At 35.0% G+C, this 23,105-nt stretch carries 17 protein-coding genes and 2 pseudogenes; 14 read left to right on the top strand and 5 right to left on the bottom strand.

Features of this window, described 5'->3' with window-relative positions:
• The first annotated feature begins 122 nt into the window (after positions 1-122).
• Entirely contained in the window at positions 123-3,014 is a 2,892-nt protein-coding gene (locus ACOI1C_RS06345; protein ID WP_422509100.1) for a DUF3427 domain-containing protein, read from the top strand.
• A 63-nt stretch (positions 3,015-3,077) separates the two neighbouring features.
• Here the strand turns inward: ACOI1C_RS06345 and ACOI1C_RS06350 are convergent, their stop codons facing one another.
• Positions 3,078-3,473, bottom strand: coding sequence for a (deoxy)nucleoside triphosphate pyrophosphohydrolase (locus ACOI1C_RS06350; RefSeq protein WP_422509102.1), 396 nt, complete (start codon positions 3,471-3,473; stop codon positions 3,078-3,080).
• A 151-nt stretch (positions 3,474-3,624) separates the two neighbouring features.
• On the opposite strand from ACOI1C_RS06350, the gene ACOI1C_RS06355 reads away from it, so the two are divergent.
• Positions 3,625-4,674 carry a ParA family protein gene (locus ACOI1C_RS06355; RefSeq protein WP_422509104.1) on the top strand — a complete coding sequence of 350 codons (1,050 nt, stop codon included), beginning with the start codon at positions 3,625-3,627 and terminating at the stop codon, positions 4,672-4,674.
• Positions 4,671-5,177 (top strand): hypothetical protein, encoded by a 507-nt coding sequence (locus tag ACOI1C_RS06360; protein WP_422509106.1) that lies wholly within the window; start codon positions 4,671-4,673, stop codon positions 5,175-5,177. Before ACOI1C_RS06355 ends, ACOI1C_RS06360 begins: the two co-directional genes overlap by 4 nt.
• Positions 5,178-5,484: 307 nt before the next feature.
• On the opposite strand, the gene ACOI1C_RS06365 is transcribed toward ACOI1C_RS06360, so the two are convergent.
• From ACOI1C_RS06365 to ACOI1C_RS06380, 4 genes and pseudogenes are all read right to left on the bottom strand, one after another.
• Entirely contained in the window at positions 5,485-5,745 is a 261-nt protein-coding gene (locus ACOI1C_RS06365; RefSeq protein ID WP_422509108.1) for a DUF5348 domain-containing protein, read from the bottom strand.
• Positions 5,742-6,537 (bottom strand): annotated as a pseudogene (locus ACOI1C_RS06370) (ExeA family protein). Before ACOI1C_RS06370 ends, ACOI1C_RS06365 begins: the two are co-directional and overlap by 4 nt.
• Positions 6,530-7,123 (bottom strand): annotated as a pseudogene (locus ACOI1C_RS06375) (Mu transposase C-terminal domain-containing protein); the annotation flags it as partial. The pseudogenes ACOI1C_RS06375 and ACOI1C_RS06370, both read right to left, overlap by 8 nt.
• Positions 7,124-7,198: 75 nt before the next feature.
• Positions 7,199-7,651: a hypothetical protein gene (locus ACOI1C_RS06380; RefSeq protein ID WP_422509110.1), complete on the bottom strand. Its 453-nt coding sequence runs from the start codon at positions 7,649-7,651 to the stop codon at positions 7,199-7,201.
• 179 nt (positions 7,652-7,830) lie between these two features.
• Here ACOI1C_RS06380 and ACOI1C_RS06385 point away from each other — a divergent pair, with 179 nt between their 5' ends.
• The 11 genes from ACOI1C_RS06385 to ACOI1C_RS06435 all read left to right on the top strand — a co-directional run bounded on the left by ACOI1C_RS06385 (position 7,831) and on the right by ACOI1C_RS06435 (position 22,955).
• Positions 7,831-8,505, top strand: coding sequence for a GNAT family N-acetyltransferase (locus ACOI1C_RS06385; RefSeq protein ID WP_422509112.1), 675 nt, complete (start codon positions 7,831-7,833; stop codon positions 8,503-8,505).
• A gap of 1,111 nt (positions 8,506-9,616) precedes the next feature.
• On the top strand, positions 9,617-13,387 hold the full coding sequence (locus tag ACOI1C_RS06390; protein ID WP_422509114.1) for an AAA domain-containing protein: 3,771 nt from the start codon (positions 9,617-9,619) through the stop codon (positions 13,385-13,387).
• Positions 13,388-13,587: 200 nt separating this feature from the next.
• A complete protein-coding gene (locus tag ACOI1C_RS06395; RefSeq protein ID WP_422509116.1) occupies positions 13,588-14,250 on the top strand; it encodes a hypothetical protein in 663 nt (220 codons plus the stop codon).
• 324 nt (positions 14,251-14,574) lie between these two features.
• Positions 14,575-14,775, top strand: a complete 201-nt coding sequence (locus tag ACOI1C_RS06400) for a hypothetical protein (protein ID WP_422509118.1) — start codon at positions 14,575-14,577, stop codon at positions 14,773-14,775.
• 914 nt (positions 14,776-15,689) lie between these two features.
• Complete coding sequence (locus ACOI1C_RS06405) at positions 15,690-15,887, top strand: hypothetical protein (RefSeq protein WP_422509120.1); 198 nt, start codon at positions 15,690-15,692, stop codon at positions 15,885-15,887.
• Positions 15,888-16,011: 124 nt separating this feature from the next.
• On the top strand, positions 16,012-16,335 hold the full coding sequence (locus ACOI1C_RS06410; RefSeq protein WP_422509121.1) for an LlaJI family restriction endonuclease: 324 nt from the start codon (positions 16,012-16,014) through the stop codon (positions 16,333-16,335).
• Between the two features lie 98 nt (positions 16,336-16,433).
• On the top strand, positions 16,434-17,006 hold the full coding sequence (locus tag ACOI1C_RS06415; protein ID WP_422509123.1) for a Kiwa anti-phage protein KwaB-like domain-containing protein: 573 nt from the start codon (positions 16,434-16,436) through the stop codon (positions 17,004-17,006).
• Positions 17,007-17,516: 510 nt separating this feature from the next.
• On the top strand, positions 17,517-17,933 hold the full coding sequence (locus ACOI1C_RS06420) for a DUF3995 domain-containing protein (protein WP_422509125.1): 417 nt from the start codon (positions 17,517-17,519) through the stop codon (positions 17,931-17,933).
• A 32-nt stretch (positions 17,934-17,965) separates the two neighbouring features.
• Positions 17,966-19,111, top strand: coding sequence for an FAD-dependent monooxygenase (locus tag ACOI1C_RS06425; RefSeq protein WP_422509127.1), 1,146 nt, complete (start codon positions 17,966-17,968; stop codon positions 19,109-19,111).
• A gap of 479 nt (positions 19,112-19,590) precedes the next feature.
• Positions 19,591-20,598: an McrB family protein gene (locus tag ACOI1C_RS06430; RefSeq protein WP_422509129.1), complete on the top strand. Its 1,008-nt coding sequence runs from the start codon at positions 19,591-19,593 to the stop codon at positions 20,596-20,598.
• Complete coding sequence (locus ACOI1C_RS06435; RefSeq protein ID WP_422509131.1) at positions 20,529-22,955, top strand: DUF2357 domain-containing protein; 2,427 nt, start codon at positions 20,529-20,531, stop codon at positions 22,953-22,955. Before ACOI1C_RS06430 ends, ACOI1C_RS06435 begins: the two co-directional genes overlap by 70 nt.
• The last annotated feature ends 150 nt before the right edge of the window (positions 22,956-23,105 follow it).

Below are 23,105 nucleotides of genomic sequence, written 5' to 3' on the forward strand. Positions count from 1 at the left end.
AAAGGAAGGACAACTATAACTTTCTTTGATTAAGAAGAGATGAAGTATGTATATAGTCCATTGACTGGATAGAGAATAAAAAAAATAATGAAATTCATTTTTAAATTGAGATAGGAGCTAGTATGGCAAACTTTGTTGAAAACTTAAAAGAATCTCTATATAAAGGTTTTATAGATTATTCAAGTAATAAAACAGATATGTATAAGCCTATGTTATTAGTAAATAGTGTGAAACAAAATGAGAATGTTTTAACTTCACTAATACAAGAGTTAAATGTTTGTAGTGATTTTTTCTTTTCCGTAGCTTTTATTACTGAGAGTGGACTGGCTACTTTAAAATCATATCTATGGGATATGAAGTTACGAGGTATCAAAGGGAGGATCTTAACGTCTACGTTTCTTCAATTTAACAATCCCAAAGTGTTTCGAGAATTGATGAAGATATCGAATGTGGAGGTCAGATTAACAGATGTAAAAGGCTTCCATTCAAAGGGATATATATTTAATCATCAGACACATTACTCTCTGATAGTCGGAAGCTCAAATTTAACATCTCATGCTTTAAAAGTTAATTATGAGTGGAATGTAAAATTAACATCTCATGAAAATGGAGAGATTATTCATCACTTTATTAAACAGTTTGAAGAGATTTGGAAAGACTCTAATTTGTTATCTGCAGATTGGATAGAACAATATGAAAAAACGTACTCAGAGCAAGTGATCAAAGAAGAGCTAAAAAACGTTGTTGAAATCCCTAATGAATACCGCTTAAATACTTTGCAAGATGCAATTAATATAAAGCCAAATGATATGCAAGTTGCTGCTTTAGAAAGTATTCAAAACGTGCGCGAAGGTGGTCATACTAAAGGTATGGTTATATCGGCAACTGGAACTGGTAAAACATATTTATCTGCATTTGATGTCCGTAGGGTTTCCCCTAAACGAATGCTTTTTATTGTTCATAGGGAACAGATATTAAAAAAAGCTAAATCAGATTATCAAGAGATATTAGGTGATATTAGTAAAAATTTTGGTATACTTTCAGGTACATCTAAACAGTCTGACGTAAAGTATTTATTTGCAACGATACAAACCATATCAAAAGATGATGTATTATTACAATTTGATCCTACAGAGTTTGATTATATTTTAATAGATGAGGTACATAGAGCTGGAGCTGAATCCTACCTAAAAGTAATTAAATATTTTCAACCGAAGTTCTTATTAGGAATGACTGCTACTCCTGAACGTTCTGATAACTTCAACATCTACGAGTTATTTGACTATAACATAGCTTATGAAATTCGATTACAGGAAGCTCTCGAAGAAGATATGCTATGCCCATTTCATTATTTTGGTGTTACAGATTTTGAGCATAATGGAGAGGTAATAGATGATACAAGCACTTTGCAAAAGCTTGTAAATGAGGAAAGAATAAATCATATTATTGATAGGATTAATTATTATGGATATTCAGGTTCATCTGTAAGAGGTTTAATATTTTGTAGTGGAAAAGAAGAAGCCAAAAAACAATCGGAGCTTCTAAATGAAAGAGGATTTCGAACAGTTGCATTAACTGGAGATGATTCTCAGGATGAGCGAATTCGTCAAGTGAATTTGTTGGAGAATGGGCATTTAGACTACATTATTACAGTTGATATTTTTAATGAAGGCATAGACATTCCAAGTATCAACCAAGTTGTAATGCTAAGACAAACACAGTCTAGTATCATATTTATTCAGCAGTTGGGTCGTGGATTGAGAAAGCACAATTCAAAGGACTTTGTGACGATAATTGATTTTATTGGTAACTATAAGAATAATTATCTTATTCCAATTGCCTTATCAGGAGATAAATCACAAAATAAAGATAATGTTCGACGTAACATGAAGGACACTAGTTATATTAAGGGTGTCTCAACCATTAACTTTGAAGAGATTGCTGCAAAGCAAGTTTTTAAAGCGATAAATGAAACGAAACTAACTTCATTAAGGATACTACGAGAAGCCTATCTAGACCTAAAAAATAAAATTGGTAGGATACCCTATATGTACGATTTCATCACCCATAATTCTATTGATCCATTAGTTATAGTAGAGGAGCATTCAAATTATTATCAGTTTTTGTTGAAAATGAATGAAGACATTCCTGCACTTTCTGAATATGAAAAACAAATCCTTGTCTTTCTCTCACTTGAGGTGTTGAATGGGAAAAGAAAACATGAGATTATTTTACTTGATTTATTGTTACAGCAAAATGAACTATCAGTGAACAAGTATTTAGAGATACTAGTTTCTTTTGAATGTTACGTGACTGAAAGCACTTTAGAGTCGATTAAACGTATTTTTAATTTGGAGTTTTTTACACAATCCTATAAAAAGAAGTATGGTAACATTCCAGTTGTAGATTTTGAAAATAATGTCTATAAGGTCAACCGATTAATTAGTCAAAGCTATTCTTCAAATGAGTATTTTCACCTTCTACTGAATGATATTCTTTATACAGCTAAAGAAAAATCGAAAGACTATTCTACATCAAAACCTTTAACACTTTACCAAAAGTACTCAAGAAAAGATGCGTGTAAGCTTCTGAATTGGCAAAATGATGAGAGTTCAACAATGTATGGCTATAAGCCAAAACATGGAACATGCCCTATCTTCATAACGTATCATAAAGATGATGAGATTGATGCTAGTGTAAAATATGGAGATGAATTCCTAAATCCAAAGATAATTAAGTACTTTACTAAAAGCAATAGAACACTGCATTCAGAAGAAGTTCAAAAGATAATTTTTTCTGAACAAAAAAAATATGAACTTCATATATTTGTAAAAAAAGATGATGCAGAAGGTACTGATTTCTATTATTTAGGTACTGCATTACCAAAAGAAGAAACAGCGAGACAAACAAGCATGTTGGATAAAAACAACAAAGAGATCCCTGTAGTTACGTTAGAACTAGTTTTAGAACACTCCATTGAACCAAAACTTTATCACTATATAACAAAAGAATAGATACATTAAAAACCCACGAAAAAAATCGTGGGTTTTCATTTTTTCAGGAAGAGAAGCTGGAAATTATCTTTCTTTAATTAATTCTACAACTGCAGGAATATCAGCTGGAGCCCACTTAAGGGAATCAAGGTTTTCGCGTTTTAGCCATATTAGCTTAGAATGCTCTGTTGGTATAGGATTACCTGAAGTAATTTTACACTTAATTGCAATTAAGTTAATGATAAATGTTTCATATTCATGTGTGTTCTCGTTAAATAACTCATTAGTTTCTATTTTACAATGAAGTTCCTCTTCAATTTCTCTACGAAGGGCTTCAAAAATATCCTCATTTTTCTCTACCTTTCCACCTGGAAACTCCCACATGTTTGGTATAGCCATTTTAGGAGATCGTAATGCACAAAGAAGTTCTTTATTATCGTTTTCAATTATAGCTGCGACCACTTTTACTGTCTTTTTCAAAATTATCACCCTGTTTTTATTAATATAATAACATTTTACTGAATAATTCAAAACGATAAACACCCTTTTGCTTGAGTTGAAAGTTTTATGGAACTGTCATAAACGTATGGAAACTCCATATGAATAGGGTAGCAGGGAAGGGAGGATTGTTATGAAGCTTTCTCAACAAGAATTGGTAAAGAAACTAAACGAGCTAATTGATGCATGTGCAACCTACTCATTATTTACAAAAAGAACCCCTCATGAGAGAGCTAAAATTAAAGAGCTTTTATCCATTGTCAGAATTCACAAAGAAGAATTAAGTAAAGAGTTTGTGAAATACAACTTAGGGCAAAAGAGGCTAAAGCTTCTAAACGAATGGATGGAAGGGGCAAACAATATGACAAAGGTTGTGTCAATGCTCAATATGAAGGGTGGAGTGGGTAAAACTACACTTACCTATAATCTTGCATGGTATGCGGCCTATAAGAAAATGTATAAAGTATTAGTGATTGATTTAGACCCCCAATCTAATTTAACTCAAATTTTCATGGGTGAAGAAGGCTATAAACAATTTCTAGCAGATGATAACCAGTCAATTGTCGATATTTTTGAAAACAGCAACAATGTTAGTGATGATGTTATCCGTACAGTAGATGAATGGACAGATGGAAGTCTCATTCACCTAGTCCCATCTCGTGTTGAACTTTCCAAAACACTTAAAAATCCTACAACGAAAGAACATAAACTAAGAAGATTCTTATCTGAATATAAACATCAATACGACCTCATTCTAATCGACTGCCCTCCTACCGATTCCATCCTTTCTGTCGCAAGTTACTTAGCAAGCGATAATCTTATTATTCCAGTGAAGCTAGAAAAGCTCGCCATTATTGGTCTACCTTTATTGGCAAGTAGTATTGAAGAATTTAATCATGATAATGCAGGTGAAAATGAAATTAAAGTAGCAGGTGTTATTTTTAATAACGTTGAACCAGGTGAACCAAAAGAAAACAGAACTTCAAAGCAAGAAGTAGAGGTTTTGGCGAAACAATATGATTGGTATGTCTTTCAAAATGAAGTAAGGGAATCTAAAGCGTATGTAAACGGAATCCGCGAAGGTAAACCTATGTTTGAGACTTCAAGAGTAAGAGATTATGTCATGAAGGAATTTTACGATGTAGGAGACGAATTTTTGCAGAGGGTTGGGTTAGATATATGAGTTCAAAAGTTCTTTTACTTGAATGCTTAAAGCTTAAGGCTATGTTTGATGAAACAGAATTTAAAGAAGTCATTGAAGTATTGAAAGATCATGATCATCAGTATTTAAGAGAGGTCCTTCGTTTAGTGAAAATGTTAGATATAGGAGCAACCCAAGCTGTAATAACTAAGAATAAACCAAATAAACATCCTGATATAGTGAACTTTGATTCATATGAAAACAAACTACAGTTGGAAGAAATACTAGAATTAGCAGAATCAAAGGAAGTTTTTCGTCTTATAAAAGACTTACAAGACTATATTAGTAAAAAAAAGAAGCTTACGAAGGCAAGGTATACAAAAAAGGAGTTAATCCAAATTTATGTAGAACTACTAGCTAATGCAAGCAAAGAAGAACTAACAATAGAGAAGGAAAAGCTCTTAAGTCTTAAGGATGATAAGGTAGCTCATTTTATTGGCATGGCCAATGAAATTGTAAATGCTAGGAAAGTGAAGAAGTTTTAGTGTACGAATAATGGTTAGTGAGAGGTGTATCGTTTTTGAAATGATATACCTCTCCCTGTCCCTTAAGACCCTCTGATTAAGACCTATTGTAATAAGTTTAGAAGAAAGATATGAGATTAAAGAAATTATGGTTCATCTTAATAGTGTAAATCAGCACTTTATTTCAGCACAAGGAATTCAAATTAATCCATCACTAAACCTGAAATAATGTGCAATATTTTTCACTTTATTTCCGATGAGCAGATTAATTCGCTTTGATTTTCAAATATTTCAGTTGAAGATTAGGAGACCTAAAAACAAAAACCCCTTAGAAAGGGGCATCGGAAAGTTGGAAATATGGTGTGAAGATTTTGACTTTATAAATTTCAAGTGGCTTTAAATTAAAGCTTACATTTTGATTCATGGTAATAAACCAGTCAAAATCCTTTTCAACATATGCTTGATAGTAATGATTTCTAATTCTCAGTTCAATCGTCTGTCCTTGTTCCACACCATAGGATCTTTGGCCAATCCATACTCTCCATGTGTCATTTCGGTGGTCAAAAACTAAAATTCCACGTTTCATCATAATCCAGTATCCTCCGCGGCTATTCGAACAATCTCTTCATCTATCTGTTCCTTCTTCATTTGAAATCCATATAATAGACAATTCGTTGTTAAGGTGTTGATGACCCGTGGCCAACCTTGTGATTGTAGGCAATGGCTTCTTTTGCTGTCTCTGTGAAAATGGATATCTTCGATCCCGCAACCTTTAGATGGTGATCGACATAAAGGGAAACTTCTTCTTTATCGAAAGCAACGAGTTGGTATCGCATGATGATACGCTGAGCCAATGGGCGATTCTGATTCAAATTTAGTCTTGTCCTTAAATGTGGCAAACCGGCAAGAACGAGAATAAACGGATTGGTGGAATCCATCTGAAAGTTAAACAAAATAGCCAAATCTTGTAGAAACGTATCCTTTGCCATATGCATTTCATCTAGGATAAATACCGGAGTGATCTTCTACTCACGATAAAGTCGCTCAATTCCTTCTTGAATTTGTCTAAATAGATCTACCTTTCGGAACTTCGGCTCCTCACCTAATCCATAGGCCAAGCCCGGTAGAAGTCCATTACTCCAGTTGAGAGGGGAAAGTAAATGACTTGATAGAGAGAGGGATTCAATGATTCCTTGAAGGTGCGTAATGTAAAGGTTTTCCCTGCTCCTGGCTCTCCTAAAAGTAAGCCAATGCCTTTTGTTCTTTTCAAATAATCTAGGCCCGACAGGGCTTCTTGATAAGGACGAGATTGAAAGGAATCCGATATCTTCAATCCTTCTGGAAATGGTTCATAAGCAAGCGAATAATAGGACTTATACATCGGCATGCTCCTCCTTTTGATCTGGAACGGAAAAAGGAGAGCGGTTTCGTTTTACACGGGCATTATCTTTCATACTAACAAGCTTTAATTTTGCTATTTCTTTCCCTTCTTCATAAACGAATACATCCTGATCATCCAGGCGTACATCAATGGATTGACCAATATAACGTGGTGGTACTTCATACAATTGCTTATTGAGCGTTATGGTTCCATCTGCCTTTACTTTTCTTTGTTCACGTTTCAAGAAGATAGAGTCCAGAATAGATGGATTCTCCAGAAACTTCACGTTCTCCAATTGGGAGTGAAAGACTCCATGGGGAGTTTGCCCATCTAAAGAAGCATGCACCCTACGGTGATAGTCTTCTTTTAGCCAAAGCCAGAATCGATCATTTAGTTATTCCAATGAGTGTGCTGGGTTAGTGTCTAATAAGGGATAGAATCTTGTTTGAACAGTTTTAAAAAAACGTTCAATTTTTCCCTTGCTTTTAGGATCGTAGGGTTGCGTATGGATAACTGTTGTCCCAAGTTGAGCACAAGCATATTGCAGAGTTTCAGAACGATAGATTTTGCCATTATCTGTGTAAATGGAAGTACCTTCGAAAGCATGGGGACGGTTCTTCTGCTTCCAAATGGAAGCAAGAGGACAGTCCCCATACTTCTTCTATAATGCTAGTTTCATTGCCGCGATCACAAGTTCATCGTTTTGATCATTGCACCATGCTTCTATTTTTTCAGCTAGGCAGCTACTAAGTGTTCCAAATCCATTTTTTTCGAATAATTGAAACGGGTTAGGTGAGGGTACGCCCGCGTCTTCTACAATAATCTTATCTTTGTTCTTTGAAGAACTCTTAAGTGAATTTGAAAAACAATGTCGACATTGATTTTCAAATTTTATAAGAAAAGTTATAATTTTTCTTATAAGAGAATAGAACGGCCAAGGAAAAAGTAGAAGCTTAGGGATTGTTCTTCTAATTCCAAATGGACCCAAGAGAACTATTACCATGCTTGCTTCATAGGGGGGAAGGGACTTTGGATATAAATGCTTATGATCAACTACTAGTCTCGCATTTTGTGCATAAAACTTGTCCTTAATAGAACAGAATCGTATCTTCACTGATTCCTAAAAAAAGAAAACCAAATCCTACTAATTTTCATGTCGAACTGGTTATTTTGTGATAATTTTAAAGTAGGAACCCCGATAAGCAAGAGTGTTGATGGTTAAATTAGATTAGGTGATAAAATCCTTTATTAAATGGGAAGCAGTTATAGTATGAGAATAGTGGAGGAACTTCTATGTTTTTAAATGTCAAAATGGAATCTACATTTTTGGAAGACGTAGTTAATTACATTCAAAAAGATATGACCATTCTATTAATAGACGAAGAAGAGGATGAAACCAATATTGGTCAAGGAGAAATGATTGTATTTTCAACTAAACATGCTGACTCTCCTTCGATACGAGAACTTTGCGAGGGGCTTGAGCTGCATCTTTACCAAACTGTCAGTTCAGTTAGGATTTTTAACAATGAGTTTGAAGCCGAAGAATACGAAATGTGGAAGAAAGAAGGAGTAGATTTAACTGGAGAAGAGGAAACACATGATGATCCTGTATGGAAATTCGCTAGAGAACTTGGTGTAAGTGATGTAGCGGTGTATGAAGAAAACGATTATGATGAAAATACAATCAGTGTATATGGAACGATCGCAATTTTATCAGATTTATCTATTGGGAAAGAGTACCAAAGAAAAGGGTATGGCACCCAAGCAATGGAAGAGAATATTAATTACTGCAAAGCTTTAGGTATCGATTTTATTTTACTCAAACCCTTTCCTCCTAGTGGAGAGGATATGGATGAGATCGAAAGTCAAAGAAAGGTTAGTGAACTTCTAAGTTTTTATGAGCCACTTGAATTTAAGAAAACGATTGGGCGAGCAGAAGAAGTTCATTTGTGTTTACGATTGTTTTAAATCTAGTAGTTTATCTTGTATAGAAGCATGGTGACAGTTCTTCTGCTTAATGGAAGCAAGAGAACCGTCCCCATGCTTCCCAATTCAATTCTATGAAAAAACATTTCAACATAAACCAAATAATTGTCACGAATATCCGCTTGAATTTGAAATAATGAGGGGGTATGAAGTGATTACGTTTCGGGAAATGAGGAAAGAGTTTGGGAGTTTTCCGGCGGTTGCGGGGTGTTATAGGAGGGTGGAGTGTTAAGGGGAAGGCTATCCAAACGAGTAAATTATAAAAACGATAAACACCCACAAACATTGATATATCAATACTTGTGGGTGTTTTTATATTTGTCGAAAACAGGATAAAAAATTTTGGGTTTGTATTCATTTTACAGATTTTTCACTCAAAATTAATATGGGGAATAGTAGGATCAATAGATATAGTAGAGATTCACGGGGGTATGTCAAGTGGGGGTATTAGTATATTGTTTTGGGAAAGAGAAGCTCTATCGCTTTTAATTAACAGATTAGAAAAAGTGAACAAAGATTTCTTTTAGAATAATATAACAGGCACCTCGATTTCCAGACAGTAATCCCGGTCAGACATTGGATACATCACTTTGAGTAGTAATAACTTAAACATCAAAATGGGACATTTGGCTGTAGCGCAAAATGCCTCATTATACGTCTCTTTTAACTCATCATAAATAAATTCAAAGTTAACTAAGTTATTAAACTTCCTTAAGAAATGATCCTTCGGGATTAATATATCATAAAGTGCACTATATGAACTGAGCATTAATTCTTTTTTAGGTAGCATGGTATCACCAATTTTCTTATTTTTCTATCTCTATAATATCATTTTTAATTTACCAACTAAATAATGGGTACGAAAAAAGGTGATATTTAGACATTTTCAGCAGTCTATGTTAAATCTCGCCTTTTTTTGTTTGCTTTATTAATCCTTAGATTTAGTTTTCACATATTTGACTACAAGATGAATTCAATGAACTCGCATTTTGTCTTTTATTGTAAAAACCTAGGGGTTATAATTGAAAGTGGACAAGTATATGTATATAAATTGAGACCAATATAAAAGCAACTGATAGAAAAAGGTGATGCTATGAAGAAAAAGTTAGTTCATTTAAAGGATCGGTTAAATGATTTAGGTAAGAGAAACCGATCGATTCGAATGTTAAAGTTATATGACAAATGGGCGTTTGATATTAGTACGATAGATAAGTTAGATCAAACAACAGCGGAAACAATAGTTGAGAGAGTGGTGGAACAAAAGGGGAATGTCATCCTCCTAAAGCAAAATCCACTTAATGAAGATTCATTAGTTCTTTCAAATAAGCTAACCTCATTATTCAGGAACATAAAAGGGATTGAGGAGGAAACCGGCCTTTACGATCTATATGTTGGGTACCCTTATATTACTGGTAATATGCTGGATGGTACGTTTATCAGAGCTCCATTGTTTTTATATCCAGTCAGACTTGAAAGAGAAAAGGCGAGTGGCACACAGTGGAAGCTTCATTTTGATGATGGGGGAGCTCAACTCAACCGTACTTTATTTCTTGCCTTCAAAAAATATAGTGGAATTCATGTACCTGATGAAATCTTCGACGAAGCAGAAGAACAAGTCCAATCGATTAACTTTTTAAAGTGGATATCTTGGCTGAAAAACTACTCTTTGAATATTCTTTGGTCAAATCAAAGTGAGGTACAGTCGTTTAAGGATTACAAACAAGATGAAGTACCTGATTATAAAAATGGTCAATTTGAGTTAGAAAACATGGCGATATTAGGGAACTTTCCTCAAGGGAATTCTGCCATACTGAAGGATTACGAAGACTTAATTAGCATGGTCGAAGGTGGTAACACGGATCTTGGAGTGATTGGTGAACTTCTTCAGGCTGGTGAAGAGCTTGATAAAATCTCGGAGCCTGGTGATGATCTAGATGCAGAGGAAAGAAGAGAACAAAGCGAGAACGAAAGATTTTTCGTATTGGATACAGATGCCTCACAGGAAGAGATTATCAAGGAAGTTGACAATCAAAAAGGTATTGTCATCCATGGTCCTCCAGGTACTGGGAAGTCACAGGTTATCGTCAATTTAATTGCCAACTCTATTTCTCAGAACAAAAAAGTACTATTAGTTTGTCAAAAAAGAGCAGCGTTAGATGTGGTGTATCAACGTTTAGACTCAATCGGTTTGTCATCTCATGTAGCGTTACTACATGATGAAAAGAATGATCGGAAATCCTTGTACCGAAAGCTGCATAGTTTACTCGAGGATGACCTTTCTACCCAGGAACTTGAAACTGAACTCAACCAAATTTCTTCGAAGATTGAGCAAGCTGAATCGCAATTAAATGCGATTGCAAAAGGGCTGTATGAAGTCCATCAACACGGGTTTAAAGCCTATGATTTATATGGACTAAGTAAACCTGTTACCAGCCTGGATACAATATTAAACATTGAAAACGTGTTAACATCGTTATATAAAGATAATCTAGAAGAAGTACTTATCAAGATATTTTCATATGGTAAATACTACAGCCGATTTGGTAGTCCTAACTATCCGTTAAAAAGTAGAAGTCCTTTTACAAACTTAGATATGAAGGATTCACTTACAATTGTTGAAATTCTTAAGAACGTTCAAGAGAAAGCGAAACAAAGTATAGACTACTTAGAGAAATTCGAACAGGATTTTGTTACACCAGAATACAGCTGGAATATAAGTGATAAATTAGAAAAAATCTATGACGACTTAAGTCCTGATGAAAAAAGGTCACTGCAGAAGTTAAGGCTATGGTGGTGGACTTCATTTACCGGTAAGACGATTGTTGAAGAGATGTTAAACGAAGAAAAATTTAAGGGTTTGTCATCAAAAGAGTGGCCGAAACTTCGGGAAAGTTTAAGATTACTCTATGAACTTTCTCAGGTTTCAGAAAAAATGTCTAAAGAAGTAGACTCTTTAAAAACGTACTTCTCAAAAGTGGCCCTTACCCAACTCAATGAGAGAATTACAAAAGGGGACATCCCACTAACAGATTTTCAGCAGCAACAAGAATTCATCATACAGGACTTTGAAGAGCTGCGAAACATGGATCGGACCTATGAAGAAAGTTTACCTTTTATAAAAACGATCATAGACCTATTAAAACAAAAATCAGGGGATAACGTTCATAAACAGCTAGCAGATGAATGGGTTGATCTTGTTAAACAATCTGCTTATATTCACTGGATCGATCAAATTGAAAGGAAGCATCCTTCCTTGACGAAGATCGGAACAGAAGAATTGGACAAGGTACGTGAAAATTTCAAAGATTTGTTAGTTCAAAAAAGAAACCTAGCAGTTAAGGTATTAATCAATATATTGTTAAAAAGGCTCTACCAAGTAAAACAGCATAATAGCAAAGCGATGAGAGAGTTGAAGCACCAAGTGGGGAAGAAACGCCAGGTTTGGCCAGTGCGAAAGCTTGTGAGGGAGTTTTCCTTAAACGGCTTACTCGATGCTATGCCTATATGGTTAACATCACCAGAAACAGCCTCTGCGATCTTTCCCTTACAAAAGGATTTATTTGATGTGGTCATTTTCGATGAAGCATCTCAGTGTACGGTCGAAAACGGACTTCCGTCTGCATACCGCGGGAAAACTCTGGTTGTGGCAGGGGATGAAAAGCAGCTTCCACCTTCTAGTCTTTTTAAAGGTGAAATACAAGGCGATGAAGATGACGAAGAACAAATGGAATTGCAAGAATCTGAAAGCCTACTTAATTTAGCTAAACGTATTCTGCCTGAAAGAATGCTGCAATGGCATTACCGTTCAAAGTCAGAAGAGCTAATTAACTTTTCAAATCATGCCTTTTATAATGGAAATATTCAAATAGCACCAAACGTTCAACCATTGAAATCGCCAGCAGCTTTACAGTGGCGAAAAGTGGAGGGCAAATGGATCAACCAATGTAATGTTATTGAAGCTGAAGCAGTGGTGGAGTTAATAAAAAACATCATGATCAACAACCCATTAAAAACGGTCGGAGTTATTACCTTTAATGCAAAACAACAGGACAAAATTTTAGATATCATTGATAGAGAAGTAGAAAAAGACCAAGAATTCGGTGTTCTCTATCAACAAGTCATGAGTAAAGATCTTGATGAACGATTATTTGTCAAAAATATTGAGAATGTCCAAGGTGACGAGCGTGATTTCATCATTTTCTCAATCGCTTATGCAAGAAACGAAGAAGGCAGAGTATACAACCGATTTGGTACACTTGGTCAACAAGGTGGAGAAAACCGTCTAAACGTTGCCATCACACGTGCAAAAGAACAAATTTATGTGGTATCAAGCATCGAACCTAGTGATTTGAACGTAGCAACTGCCAAAAATGATGGACCAAGATTATTGAGAAGTTACCTAGAATATGCCAAAGCAGTCTCATCACTTAGAAAGGATGAAGTTGAGGCTGTCTTAGTTCAATTAAATGAAAACAAAAATATTAAAAAACAGGCTGCAACACTATCATTCGACTCTCCATTTGAAGAGCAGGTATATAATGAGCTAACAAAACTAGGCTATAAAGTAGACACACAAGTCGGAATGTCTGGTTATCGAATTGATCTGTCAGTTGTCCATCCTAATTATCCGGAAAAGTATATCTTAGGAATCGAGTGTGATGGAGCAATGTACCATAGTGCTCCTTCTGCAAAAGAAAGAGACGTGTACCGTCAAAAATTTCTAGAATCAAAAGGTTGGAAAATTACTCGGATATGGAGCAGAACCTGGTGGAGAAATTCGAGTGTTGAGATTGAGCGGATTGATCAGATGATTAAGCAGATGGTGAAGGATGAGGTTGTTAAGGAAGAAATGCAGTTAAGATAGGCAAGTGATAGACAAGGTGTGCCTAATTTGGTGCACTTGTTTTATTTGTGTATAAAAGAAGAGATAATTAGAAGCAGCCGGAACCGTCCCTGTGCTTCCGCAACCATTAAAGTTACCAGCAGCCATTCAGTGGCGAAAAGTGGACGGCAAATGTAATGTAATTGAAGCTGAAGCAGTAGCGAAGCAAGAGAACCGTCCCCATGCTTCACCATGCTTCATTTGGGATTGTAATCTTTGGAAAGATTCTTCTCTCTATTATTGCTTATTTCATTGTTACTTTACCTTTTCGTAAACTGGAGTCGATTGAATTTGGTGGACTCAAATATAAGGAACAGGCAAAAAGGCAAGAAGAAATTGCAGATAGGGCAATTGAAACGATTCAGGCAGACGAATTAAAGAGGTTATCTTTTATACATACAGTTGCAACTAATGAAGATATCTATCAAGGGATATCGAATTGTGTAAATTCTTATAATTCGTTCAATCAGTTTCTTGCATCTGAATACCTAGCTTCCTTATTGCATGCAACCTTTCCTGATTTTACCGAGATTGGCGTTGTGTCGATTGATAACAATCAGTTAAACACTAATCAAATGACAACCTTACACAAAAAAAAATCAGAGGTAATTAGACAATCTTTTAATCATAAACAGAAGTATTTAGATGAGGCTGAAGATAAATATTTTGCTGTTCCTTTACTTTATCAAGAAAATGAACAAGATTTCACTATTCTATATGGGGTCTCTTCAAAAAGCTTAACAGAATCAGATCTCTTGATGATATTATCTGCCTGGGGAATTATTACATACCAGATTGATCTAGCGATGTCACAATTTTCTATGGAAGCAAGCACTGGTTCTTGAGGATTGTACACTATCATGTTATTATTATATTGAGAAGTTTAATGGAAGGGGAGTTATAATATGTCAAGAAGGAAAGTAGAAGTTCGCATCATTACGACGCCATCTACAGACAACACACCGACGCCAGCGAAAACCTTAACTAGTCTTCAGACATTAAATAACTTCAAAAGCGTAGTCAATACTTATGCAACTTATAACAAAGATAAGAATGCCGTATATCGTAGGTACAAAAATGAGATGTCGTTAGCAAAAGTGACGCCTTGAATAATAAATAAAACACTTTACACATAATAATAGACATGAACTTTCACTGAGGAGGATTCTATGTCTATTTTTTATTTTCCTACAAAAAATACAAATAAATTCGGACCCAGAAAAAGAGGGAAAGGAAATTTCTTAGATAACCACTCTTTAAATACTAAAATTGCAAAAGAAATCAATAACAACGCAGAATACATACCTGAAAAAAATGCTGTCTACCGACAATATAAACAACAAATGAATGGAGTGAAAAATCCAAAATGAGTAGTTCTTAAAGAAAATAAGTGGTTTCTGAGTCAATTTTAAGAACAAATAAAAATTAATAGCAATTAGCCTAGATGAATATCCCGAATTGGTATGTTCATCCTGGGTTTTTTTAAGTAAATTAAAAAATCAAATTACGATGACCACACGCTCTCCTCTTAATATAGAGAAAAAGAAAGTATGGTGGTATGTAATTTATAAATGTGCAGGTTTGGTACGAACGTGTGAAGGCTGTTATTTTAGAAGAAGCCAGTACACAAGTTTTTATTAATTATTGGACATTCGACCAAATTAAATTCATGTCATTAGATTAATTACAGAATAAATTCAAAGTCAGCAAGGGATTATTTAAGAGAAGAGTCGGAATAATCAATTAGTAACTTTGACTCTCTATTTATTTAGTAAAACTCAATATGTACCTTGTACTTTTTAGTGGATTTTTTTTATAAATATGATGTTAGTCTAAATATAAGACACAGTAAAATAGGGTGAATGTGTAGTATAATTTAACTATCAATTAACGGGTTTGTCCAAGATGTGAAAAGGTTATGAGAAAGAATTAATTAGGTGCTGTAAGTAGGGCGAAGGAATACGGAAAAAGAGAATCTGAAGTAGCACAAGATTTAGAAGAGGAAAATACATTACTAAAAAAGGCTATGGACATCTTCGCAAAAAAAACAGAAAAAATCTATGACTTCATTGAAAAACTGAAATGAGGTTCGGGTAGCGAAGATAAGCAAGGATTTGTATAAACATACAGGTAGATTTCAATTGAACCGTTTAATAGATGGAAATAATGATTTTAATAGTTGTAGTTGTTAGAAGAGTCCCTGTTAAAAGGGGGATAGTAGCCTTAAGTTCGAAGCTTTACATATTTGTATGAAAAAAATTCAGTGAGGGGGATTAATAAGGCAATGTCAAAATGTTTTAGCGTTCTTATATTGATTTTAATAGGTAATGTTATTCTATACTTTGTATTAGGTGTTCTATTTAATAGTAATATTCTTTATGAAACACTAATTTATACATTTAGCACGATAATTATTATACTACTATCAGTGTTAATTTCTTTACTTGTTTATTTAACTAGTATATTAAAGGAAAAGCAGTAGATTCATTAACAGGATATGAACTAATATCAAAAGACGCATATTTCTCACCAATACGAGGGATATGTTTCTTTTTTATTCACCTATTACACTAAAGTGGCCCTCCCTTCGAGAAGGGCAAATAAATATGGACAACGAAGCCAATTTAAATCTACTGCCTATCATTGACTTCCTATTTGCTGATTACATTGAACATGGATTATACACAAACGAAATCAAGGATTATGAACAAAATGGTGAGGGGGATATTAATTGGAACCTTACCATCGAAGAAGAAGATGCCTATTTAGCGAATGGACAAGCCATTTACTTTAATCTAATCACAGATTTTGAGCGAACAGATGAGCAGGATTTTATTCGCCATGTACATATGCATGTATTAACGGAGTGCAATCAATATCTCCAAGCGCTATCAGTGTTGAATATTTTTGAATATCCAGAACATATCTAGTTTCTAAGGCAATCCAAAGTGATGCTCTATATTTTGCAAGAAAAGAAATATTAGATTCTGACTTGAGAATATGGTTAAAGAAGAGATTAAAGAAAGAATTGAATAACATAAAGATTGACAGCGCAGAAGGGAAAAAGTTTTATACCGCAGAATATAATCATGAATTAACAAAGGCGGATTATATTGCTAAATTAGTTATAGAGGATGATGAAGATTTAAAGGATAAACTCGAAAAATTATTTCAATCCTTAAATCATAATAACAGCACATTTTTAGATAAAGATGCAAAGTTTCAAGTGGTGAAAATCTCAAAAGACACCGATCACACCTATTTTATTTTTTATCGAAGTGTGAAAATTTCTGCAATGGAACGAAGAAACGTTAGTAAACTCCCGACCGTAAGAGACAGAGATCAGTTGGTTATTCAAGACAAAAATGTCATCGAGTTTGGAGGTAAAATTGAACTCTTTATTCACGAAGACATCATGTACATTCTGAATCCAAGAACATTAGAATATACTTTTAATTATGATGATCATATCAAAAGGCAGCGGGATAATAACTTAGATACTATTACCAAAATGAGTTTTTTTGATGACGAGTCAAATACAACCAAGTTTAAAGAAACTTCTAGCCAGTATATTCTTTCCAGAGGATTAGCTTCAATTTAAAAAGAAACATTAGACGCATTAGAGGAGAGTTTTGAAGAAAGGTGTGAAGAATTAAATATGATTAAAAGTGATATACCTGACAATGAGCCAGATAGAGATTTAAGAAGAAAGCATATGCAATATGGGATTGGATTGGAATGACCCAAAACCAGCTATTTCGTTTTTGAAAATGATTAATTCAAAGGTATTCAGAAAACTTTCCAAGTCATAGGAGGGTGTAAAAAATATTTCTAATAGGTGAATTAGTCCATGAAGGATTAAAGCACTTTTTTTGTAGATAATTCTGGTGACGTGAAGCTCTAAGGAGTAGTAGTGGTCTAATAGGGAGAGAAATGCTATACAATATATTGCGGTTTATAGTCGGAATCTATTTCAACACACTTATTACTTGATCAATGGCAGAATCAGAATAAGATCTAAAAAAGAGATTTTTCTTACACCATTTGAAATCGTATGGGAAGGAATTGCAGCACAATAGTTAATAGGTTCAAAAAGGATGGCGAAGTTAGAATGTCAATTTTAGTCTATTTATCTGTAGTAGTGCTAACTTTAATTAGTTTCATTCATTTTTACTGGGTATTTGGAGGAAGATGGGGATTTACTGCTTCTGTACCTGAAAAAGCAGGAGGCGGTGCATTGTTTACTCCTAGAATAATTGAAACTTTCATTGTAGCGATAGGATTATTAATTGTAGGATTTATGTTACTGGTTCAATTCAATGCTATCCCATTCTATAAACCTAATATAATTACGAAATCATTTTGTATTATTTTTACCATTATCTTTTTTTTAAGAGCGGTAGGTGATTTTAAATATCTCGGTTTTTTTAAGAGAATTAAACATTCTACATTCGCTAAGTATGATACTAGATACTATTGTCCTCTTTGTCTATATTTAGGGATTTCATTTTTATTGGTGTGGTTATAGATTTTACCACTTTTATGAAATGAGGAGAAAACATGAAGAAGAAAGTACTCATTATTGGAGCAGGGATTAGTGGATTAGCGAGTGCTCTTATGCTTGAAAAAATCGGCTATGCACCAGTAATCTTTGAAAAGTCTGATGGTCTTCGAAATGATGGTGGTGGCTTAACCTTATGGCCTAATGCAACAGATGCACTTCATTCGATGGGGCTATTAGAAGAAATATATCAAAAGAGCAAAATCTTGAGTGAATCAGCCCTTACAACATCTTCAGGAAAAACTCTAGTCACAATACCACTAAAAGAGCTTGCAACTAAATATGGTACTCACACAGTAGGTATTTTAAGAGCCAACCTTCATCACATACTAGCTAGTAAATTAATGCAGACAGAAATAAAAATAGGCTATAAGCTAGTAAACCTAAAAGAAACTAATGAAGAAGTGATCGCACGTTTTGAAAATGGACATGAAGAAGCAGGGGACCTTTTAGTAGGAGCAGATGGTATTCATTCAGCAGTAAGAAATAAGTTATTTCCTAATCATGCCTTACGCTTTAGTGGATATGAAGCTTGGAGAGGTATCGCTACTTATACAAATCAATATACGAAATCTGGCTCTATGTTTGAAGCTTGGGGTAATGGAATGCGATTCGGGCTCATTCCTATGTCAGATTCACTAGTATATTGGTTTGCGACAAGAAATACCTCAGAAAATCTGAGTGAAGGTCAGATATCCAAAGAACAATTGATACATTCGTTTAGAGAATTTGTCGAACCTGTTCCAACCGTAATCGAAGTAACAAAAGATAAAGATATTACAAGAAAAGTGATCTATGATCTAAAGCCATTACCAAATTGGTCAAAAGGAAGAGTAGTGCTAATTGGTGATGCAGCACACGCTACAACACCTAATTTAGGCCAAGGAGCATGTATGGCATTGGAGGATGCCGTAATTCTTGCGCAAACTCTAGAACAAGGCAACTCAATTACACAAACTGTCAAGACCTTTGAAGACATGCGTAAGGGTAGAGCTAAGTTAATTGTAAATAGTTCTTGGGTTTGTGGGAAGATTGCTCAAGTTGAAAATAAATTATTTTGTGATGTTAGGAATAAGCTAGTAAAAATAGGACCTTCAATACAAAGAAACAGTATTTTTAATAGAATTATTGGCCATAAAATTTGATACATGGTGAAGTAAGTAATTTGCATGTTATGAAAAAGGCATTACATTGTTATGCTTAAACAATTATCAAACTATTATTGAAGGGTTTTCTCTGGTTATAAAAGGATAGATTTAGTTAAACAAGAACTATCATTTATAACAGGACCCTTTGGTGCGTAGTACAACGATACTATGCAATAGAAAATAACATTCACAATCTGGCGCGATTGCGGCAGACCATAAGCCTAATTCCTTGGTAAAAATAGGGTGAATTAGGCTTTTTCACTTTAAAACCTTTCCATTACTATGGAAGCAAGAGAACCGTCCGGGATCAGTGATAAAGTCGTCAGTGTGGTCTAGTGATACTAGATATAGAGTTTGATTCCTATTAATACACAACTAATAGTAGTTAACTATATTTATTTATTCGATAATTGTACTTTATCACCAGTCTCGAACCGTCCCCATGCTTCAAGGTGATCCAATGGTTTGCAGAGAGTGTGGGAGCTACCGAGAGAAATGGTCGATTTACGCTCATCCCGGTACGACCAGACTGGAGTGATGGCTCTGATTTAATTGGGTACCGTGATATTAAGGGTGACTTTAAGGATGGTCCGTTAACGAAAGTCATCAAGCGAGCAAAGCTGGAGCTGGACAAGCCTTTCTTTGTTTTACTGGATGAGATGAATCTTGCAAGAGTTGAGTACTATTTTAGTGATTTTCTCAGTGTGATGGAGAGTCGTGACTGGGGAAATGGTGGAATTACTTCGTCATTGATTTTGACAAAAGAAGAGGCAAACGAAAATATTTGGTTCCCAGAAAACCTTTATATTATTGGAACGGTTAATATGGATGAAACGACACATCCTTTTAGCAAAAAGGTGTTAGACCGTGCCAATACGCTTGAGTTTAACCGAGTACAACTTGATTACCTAGATTTTTTAACGGATACCATACCAAATGTACAACAGAAAAACATTGATAATAAAATGTTCCGTTCTGAATTCCTTTATTTAAAGGACATGGTGAAGTCCAATATGAGCTTAATTGAAGAGATTTCGACTCAGCTTTTTCAAATAAATAAATACATACAGCCAATTGGAGCGCAGGTTGGATACCGGGTAAGAGATGAGATTTGTATGTATGTGGCTTATAACCAAAGTGGTCAGTTATTGACAAAGGAACAAGCATTCGATAACTGTATCCTGCAAAAGATTTTACCTCGGATATCTGGAAGTGATTCACGAGTAAAACGCTCACTATCTGATTTGTTCAGATTTTTGACAAATAAGGTAGTGGAGTTTGATATAGAAAACTATGAACAGGATTTAAAATTATCTAAATATCCAAGAAGTGCAACGAAGGTGTACGGGATGCTTAGGAGGCTAGAGGATGACGGCTTTACCTCTTTTTTGGATCAGCTAAAGAAGAAGTCGAGTTGGTCAAAATTGAAACGGTTGATTTTTCACTTGTCATCAAAGGGAAGCCCTATCATGAGAGATATTTAGGCTTACAGCAATATAGAAGCATGGACTTTCATGATGAGATGAAATTCATGGTAACAGGAGATATCGAAGAGGTTAAGGTCTTCGATGTAAGCTCCCAATCGTTAGTAAAACCGACAGGGCAACGACCGATCTTTTTTGAAAACGGTGTGTATCAAGTGATGATCTCACCAAAGGATGGGAAAGAACTTACCTTTTACCATGAGCATCCTATCCTTAGAAAAGCAGTAGACCGGGTATCCATTGGACATTCTTATGTGTTACTTGGTAACCTCCATTTTCAGAGTGAAATCGGGTTCACCAGCTTCGAGGTAAGAAGCGATGATGAAACATTACTTGAGATAACAGTAGAGATTTTTCCGACAAAATTAAATTATAAAGAAGACTATCAGAATTTGTTAAATGAAGTGAACGATGAGATTTATAACTTAGCGTTTCATTTTTTAAAGAAGACGTACTTAAGTGCAAAGACTAAACTCGAAGGGAATCCTTCACTTGTTGAATTCTTCCGTTTAATTACTTTTTATTTTGACGACTTTATGAAGTCCACCCAGCAAATTGAACGTCAGCCACATCATAATCTAGAGAAGCGTCATGAACTTGTTCGAGGGGATCGGATTAAGAATTTAGATCGTAAAGGTAGAAACTATCTTATTAAGAATAGTAGACTTCTTCAGCCTGTGGATCATGGAATCAAGGTAGGGAGTCAAGAGTATCTGCCAATAAAGGGGCTAACTGTTAAAAAAGAGATTACATATGTTACTCATGAGAATCGATTTGTCAGGTGGATGATGACGAGGCTCTTAATGAAGCTTGAAGGTTTATATGATCGGTATGTGAATCAACGTAGCTGGGGTGAACAAACAGCTGATGAAGAAATAAGAAAGTTAATTGAAGGCATGAAAAATAAGCTTCATTCTAAGGTAAGGGCTCCTTTCTGGAGAGAGATGCCTTTACCAGATCGAGTGTTTACAAGCTTAGTTCTGCAGCTTGCACCAGGATACCGTGATGCCTATCAAATATTTTTGACAGTCTCAAAAGGGTTAACCCTGCACAACAGTATACATAAAATGTCGGTGAAGGATGTAGCTACTCTTTATGAATACTGGACCTATTTGAAGCTGGGACAAATTCTTGGTAAGAAATATACACTAATTAGTCAGGATGTCATCAAGGTGAATCGTGATGGTTTATTTGTAAATCTTGAAGCGAATAAGCAAGCGAAGCGGGTATATAAGCATCCACTAACGAATGAGCAAATAACTTTAACATACCAAAAGCGTGAACATAATCTACCGACAATTACTCAAATACCAGACACGATGCTAAGCATTGAAAAAAAGGGAGAAAACTACAGTTATAACTATATATTTGATGCGAAGTATCGGATCGACTTTGCCAATCAAGGCAGTTATTATGGCAATAAATACTCAACACCTGGTCCAATGGAGGATGATATCAACACGATGCACCGGTACCGAGATTCGATTGTGGCAGAGATTAATGGTCCATATGAACGAACCGCGTTTGGCGCATATGTGTTGTTTCCGTGGAATGATGAGCAGCTGTACGAACACCATCATTTCTACAAGAGTATTGGAAAAGTAAATATTGGTGGTTTTCCATTTCTTCCGAATGCAACAAGCTTAGTCGAGAGATTTATAGAAAACCTCATTGAAAAAAATCCGGATGAGTTACAGAAAGAAGGCATTTTACCGAGAGGCTCGCTGGAAAAGTGGAAGGCATATGTTGAGGAGAAGGTACTTGTAGGAGTCAATTCTACTATCGAACAGTATCGAAATGCACTTCAAACAGCCTCGTATCACTTGCCTGTTTCGAAGCTAAAGAATGGCTGGCAGGAAGTAAAGTACATAGCCTTGTATGTAACGAAGCAAGCAAGCAAGGTAAATGGGGTTGTTTGTCTAGGTAAGATTTCGAATGTAGTTATTAATGACGATATGATTCATTTTCAAGTAGATAACTGGAGTAATTTGAAACAAGTGATTAAGCCAGTTAATTATGGGGTTGCGAACTATATGATTACTACCCTGCAAAACCTGCTACAAGCTAAGGAACTGCCTGAACTGTATATGAAATCCGAGGAAGAAAAAGCGATTTGGCAAATGGTAAGAAGGTTTTCGGATCATATTAAGATTGATATTGATAGCCTTGAGCTAGATAAAGCAAAGCAAATTAACCATTTTGAGTTTAAAGGGATCCAGCTTGGGTTTGATCGAGAAGAACAGTTGATAACCATTAGTTCAGATTCGAATGAATACTTAATAGACTATAAAGAGCTTCATTGCAATCCAACTAGTGTTTTTAAGATTATTGCTAAAGAGCTGGAGACGAGACTATAGATTAATTAGCAAAACATAAATCTTAAGTGTAACCACTGTCACCATCTGAAATGGTCACATATCTTCCGATGATTGCAGATTAGATAGATTAATATCAAGTAAGGATTTTCTAGTAAAGTGATAAGCCCTTATTTCAAATGTGTATAAAAA

Source organism: Bacillus sp. DJP31, from assembly GCF_049310945.1.
GTDB lineage: Bacteria > Bacillota > Bacilli > Bacillales > SA4 > Bacillus_BS.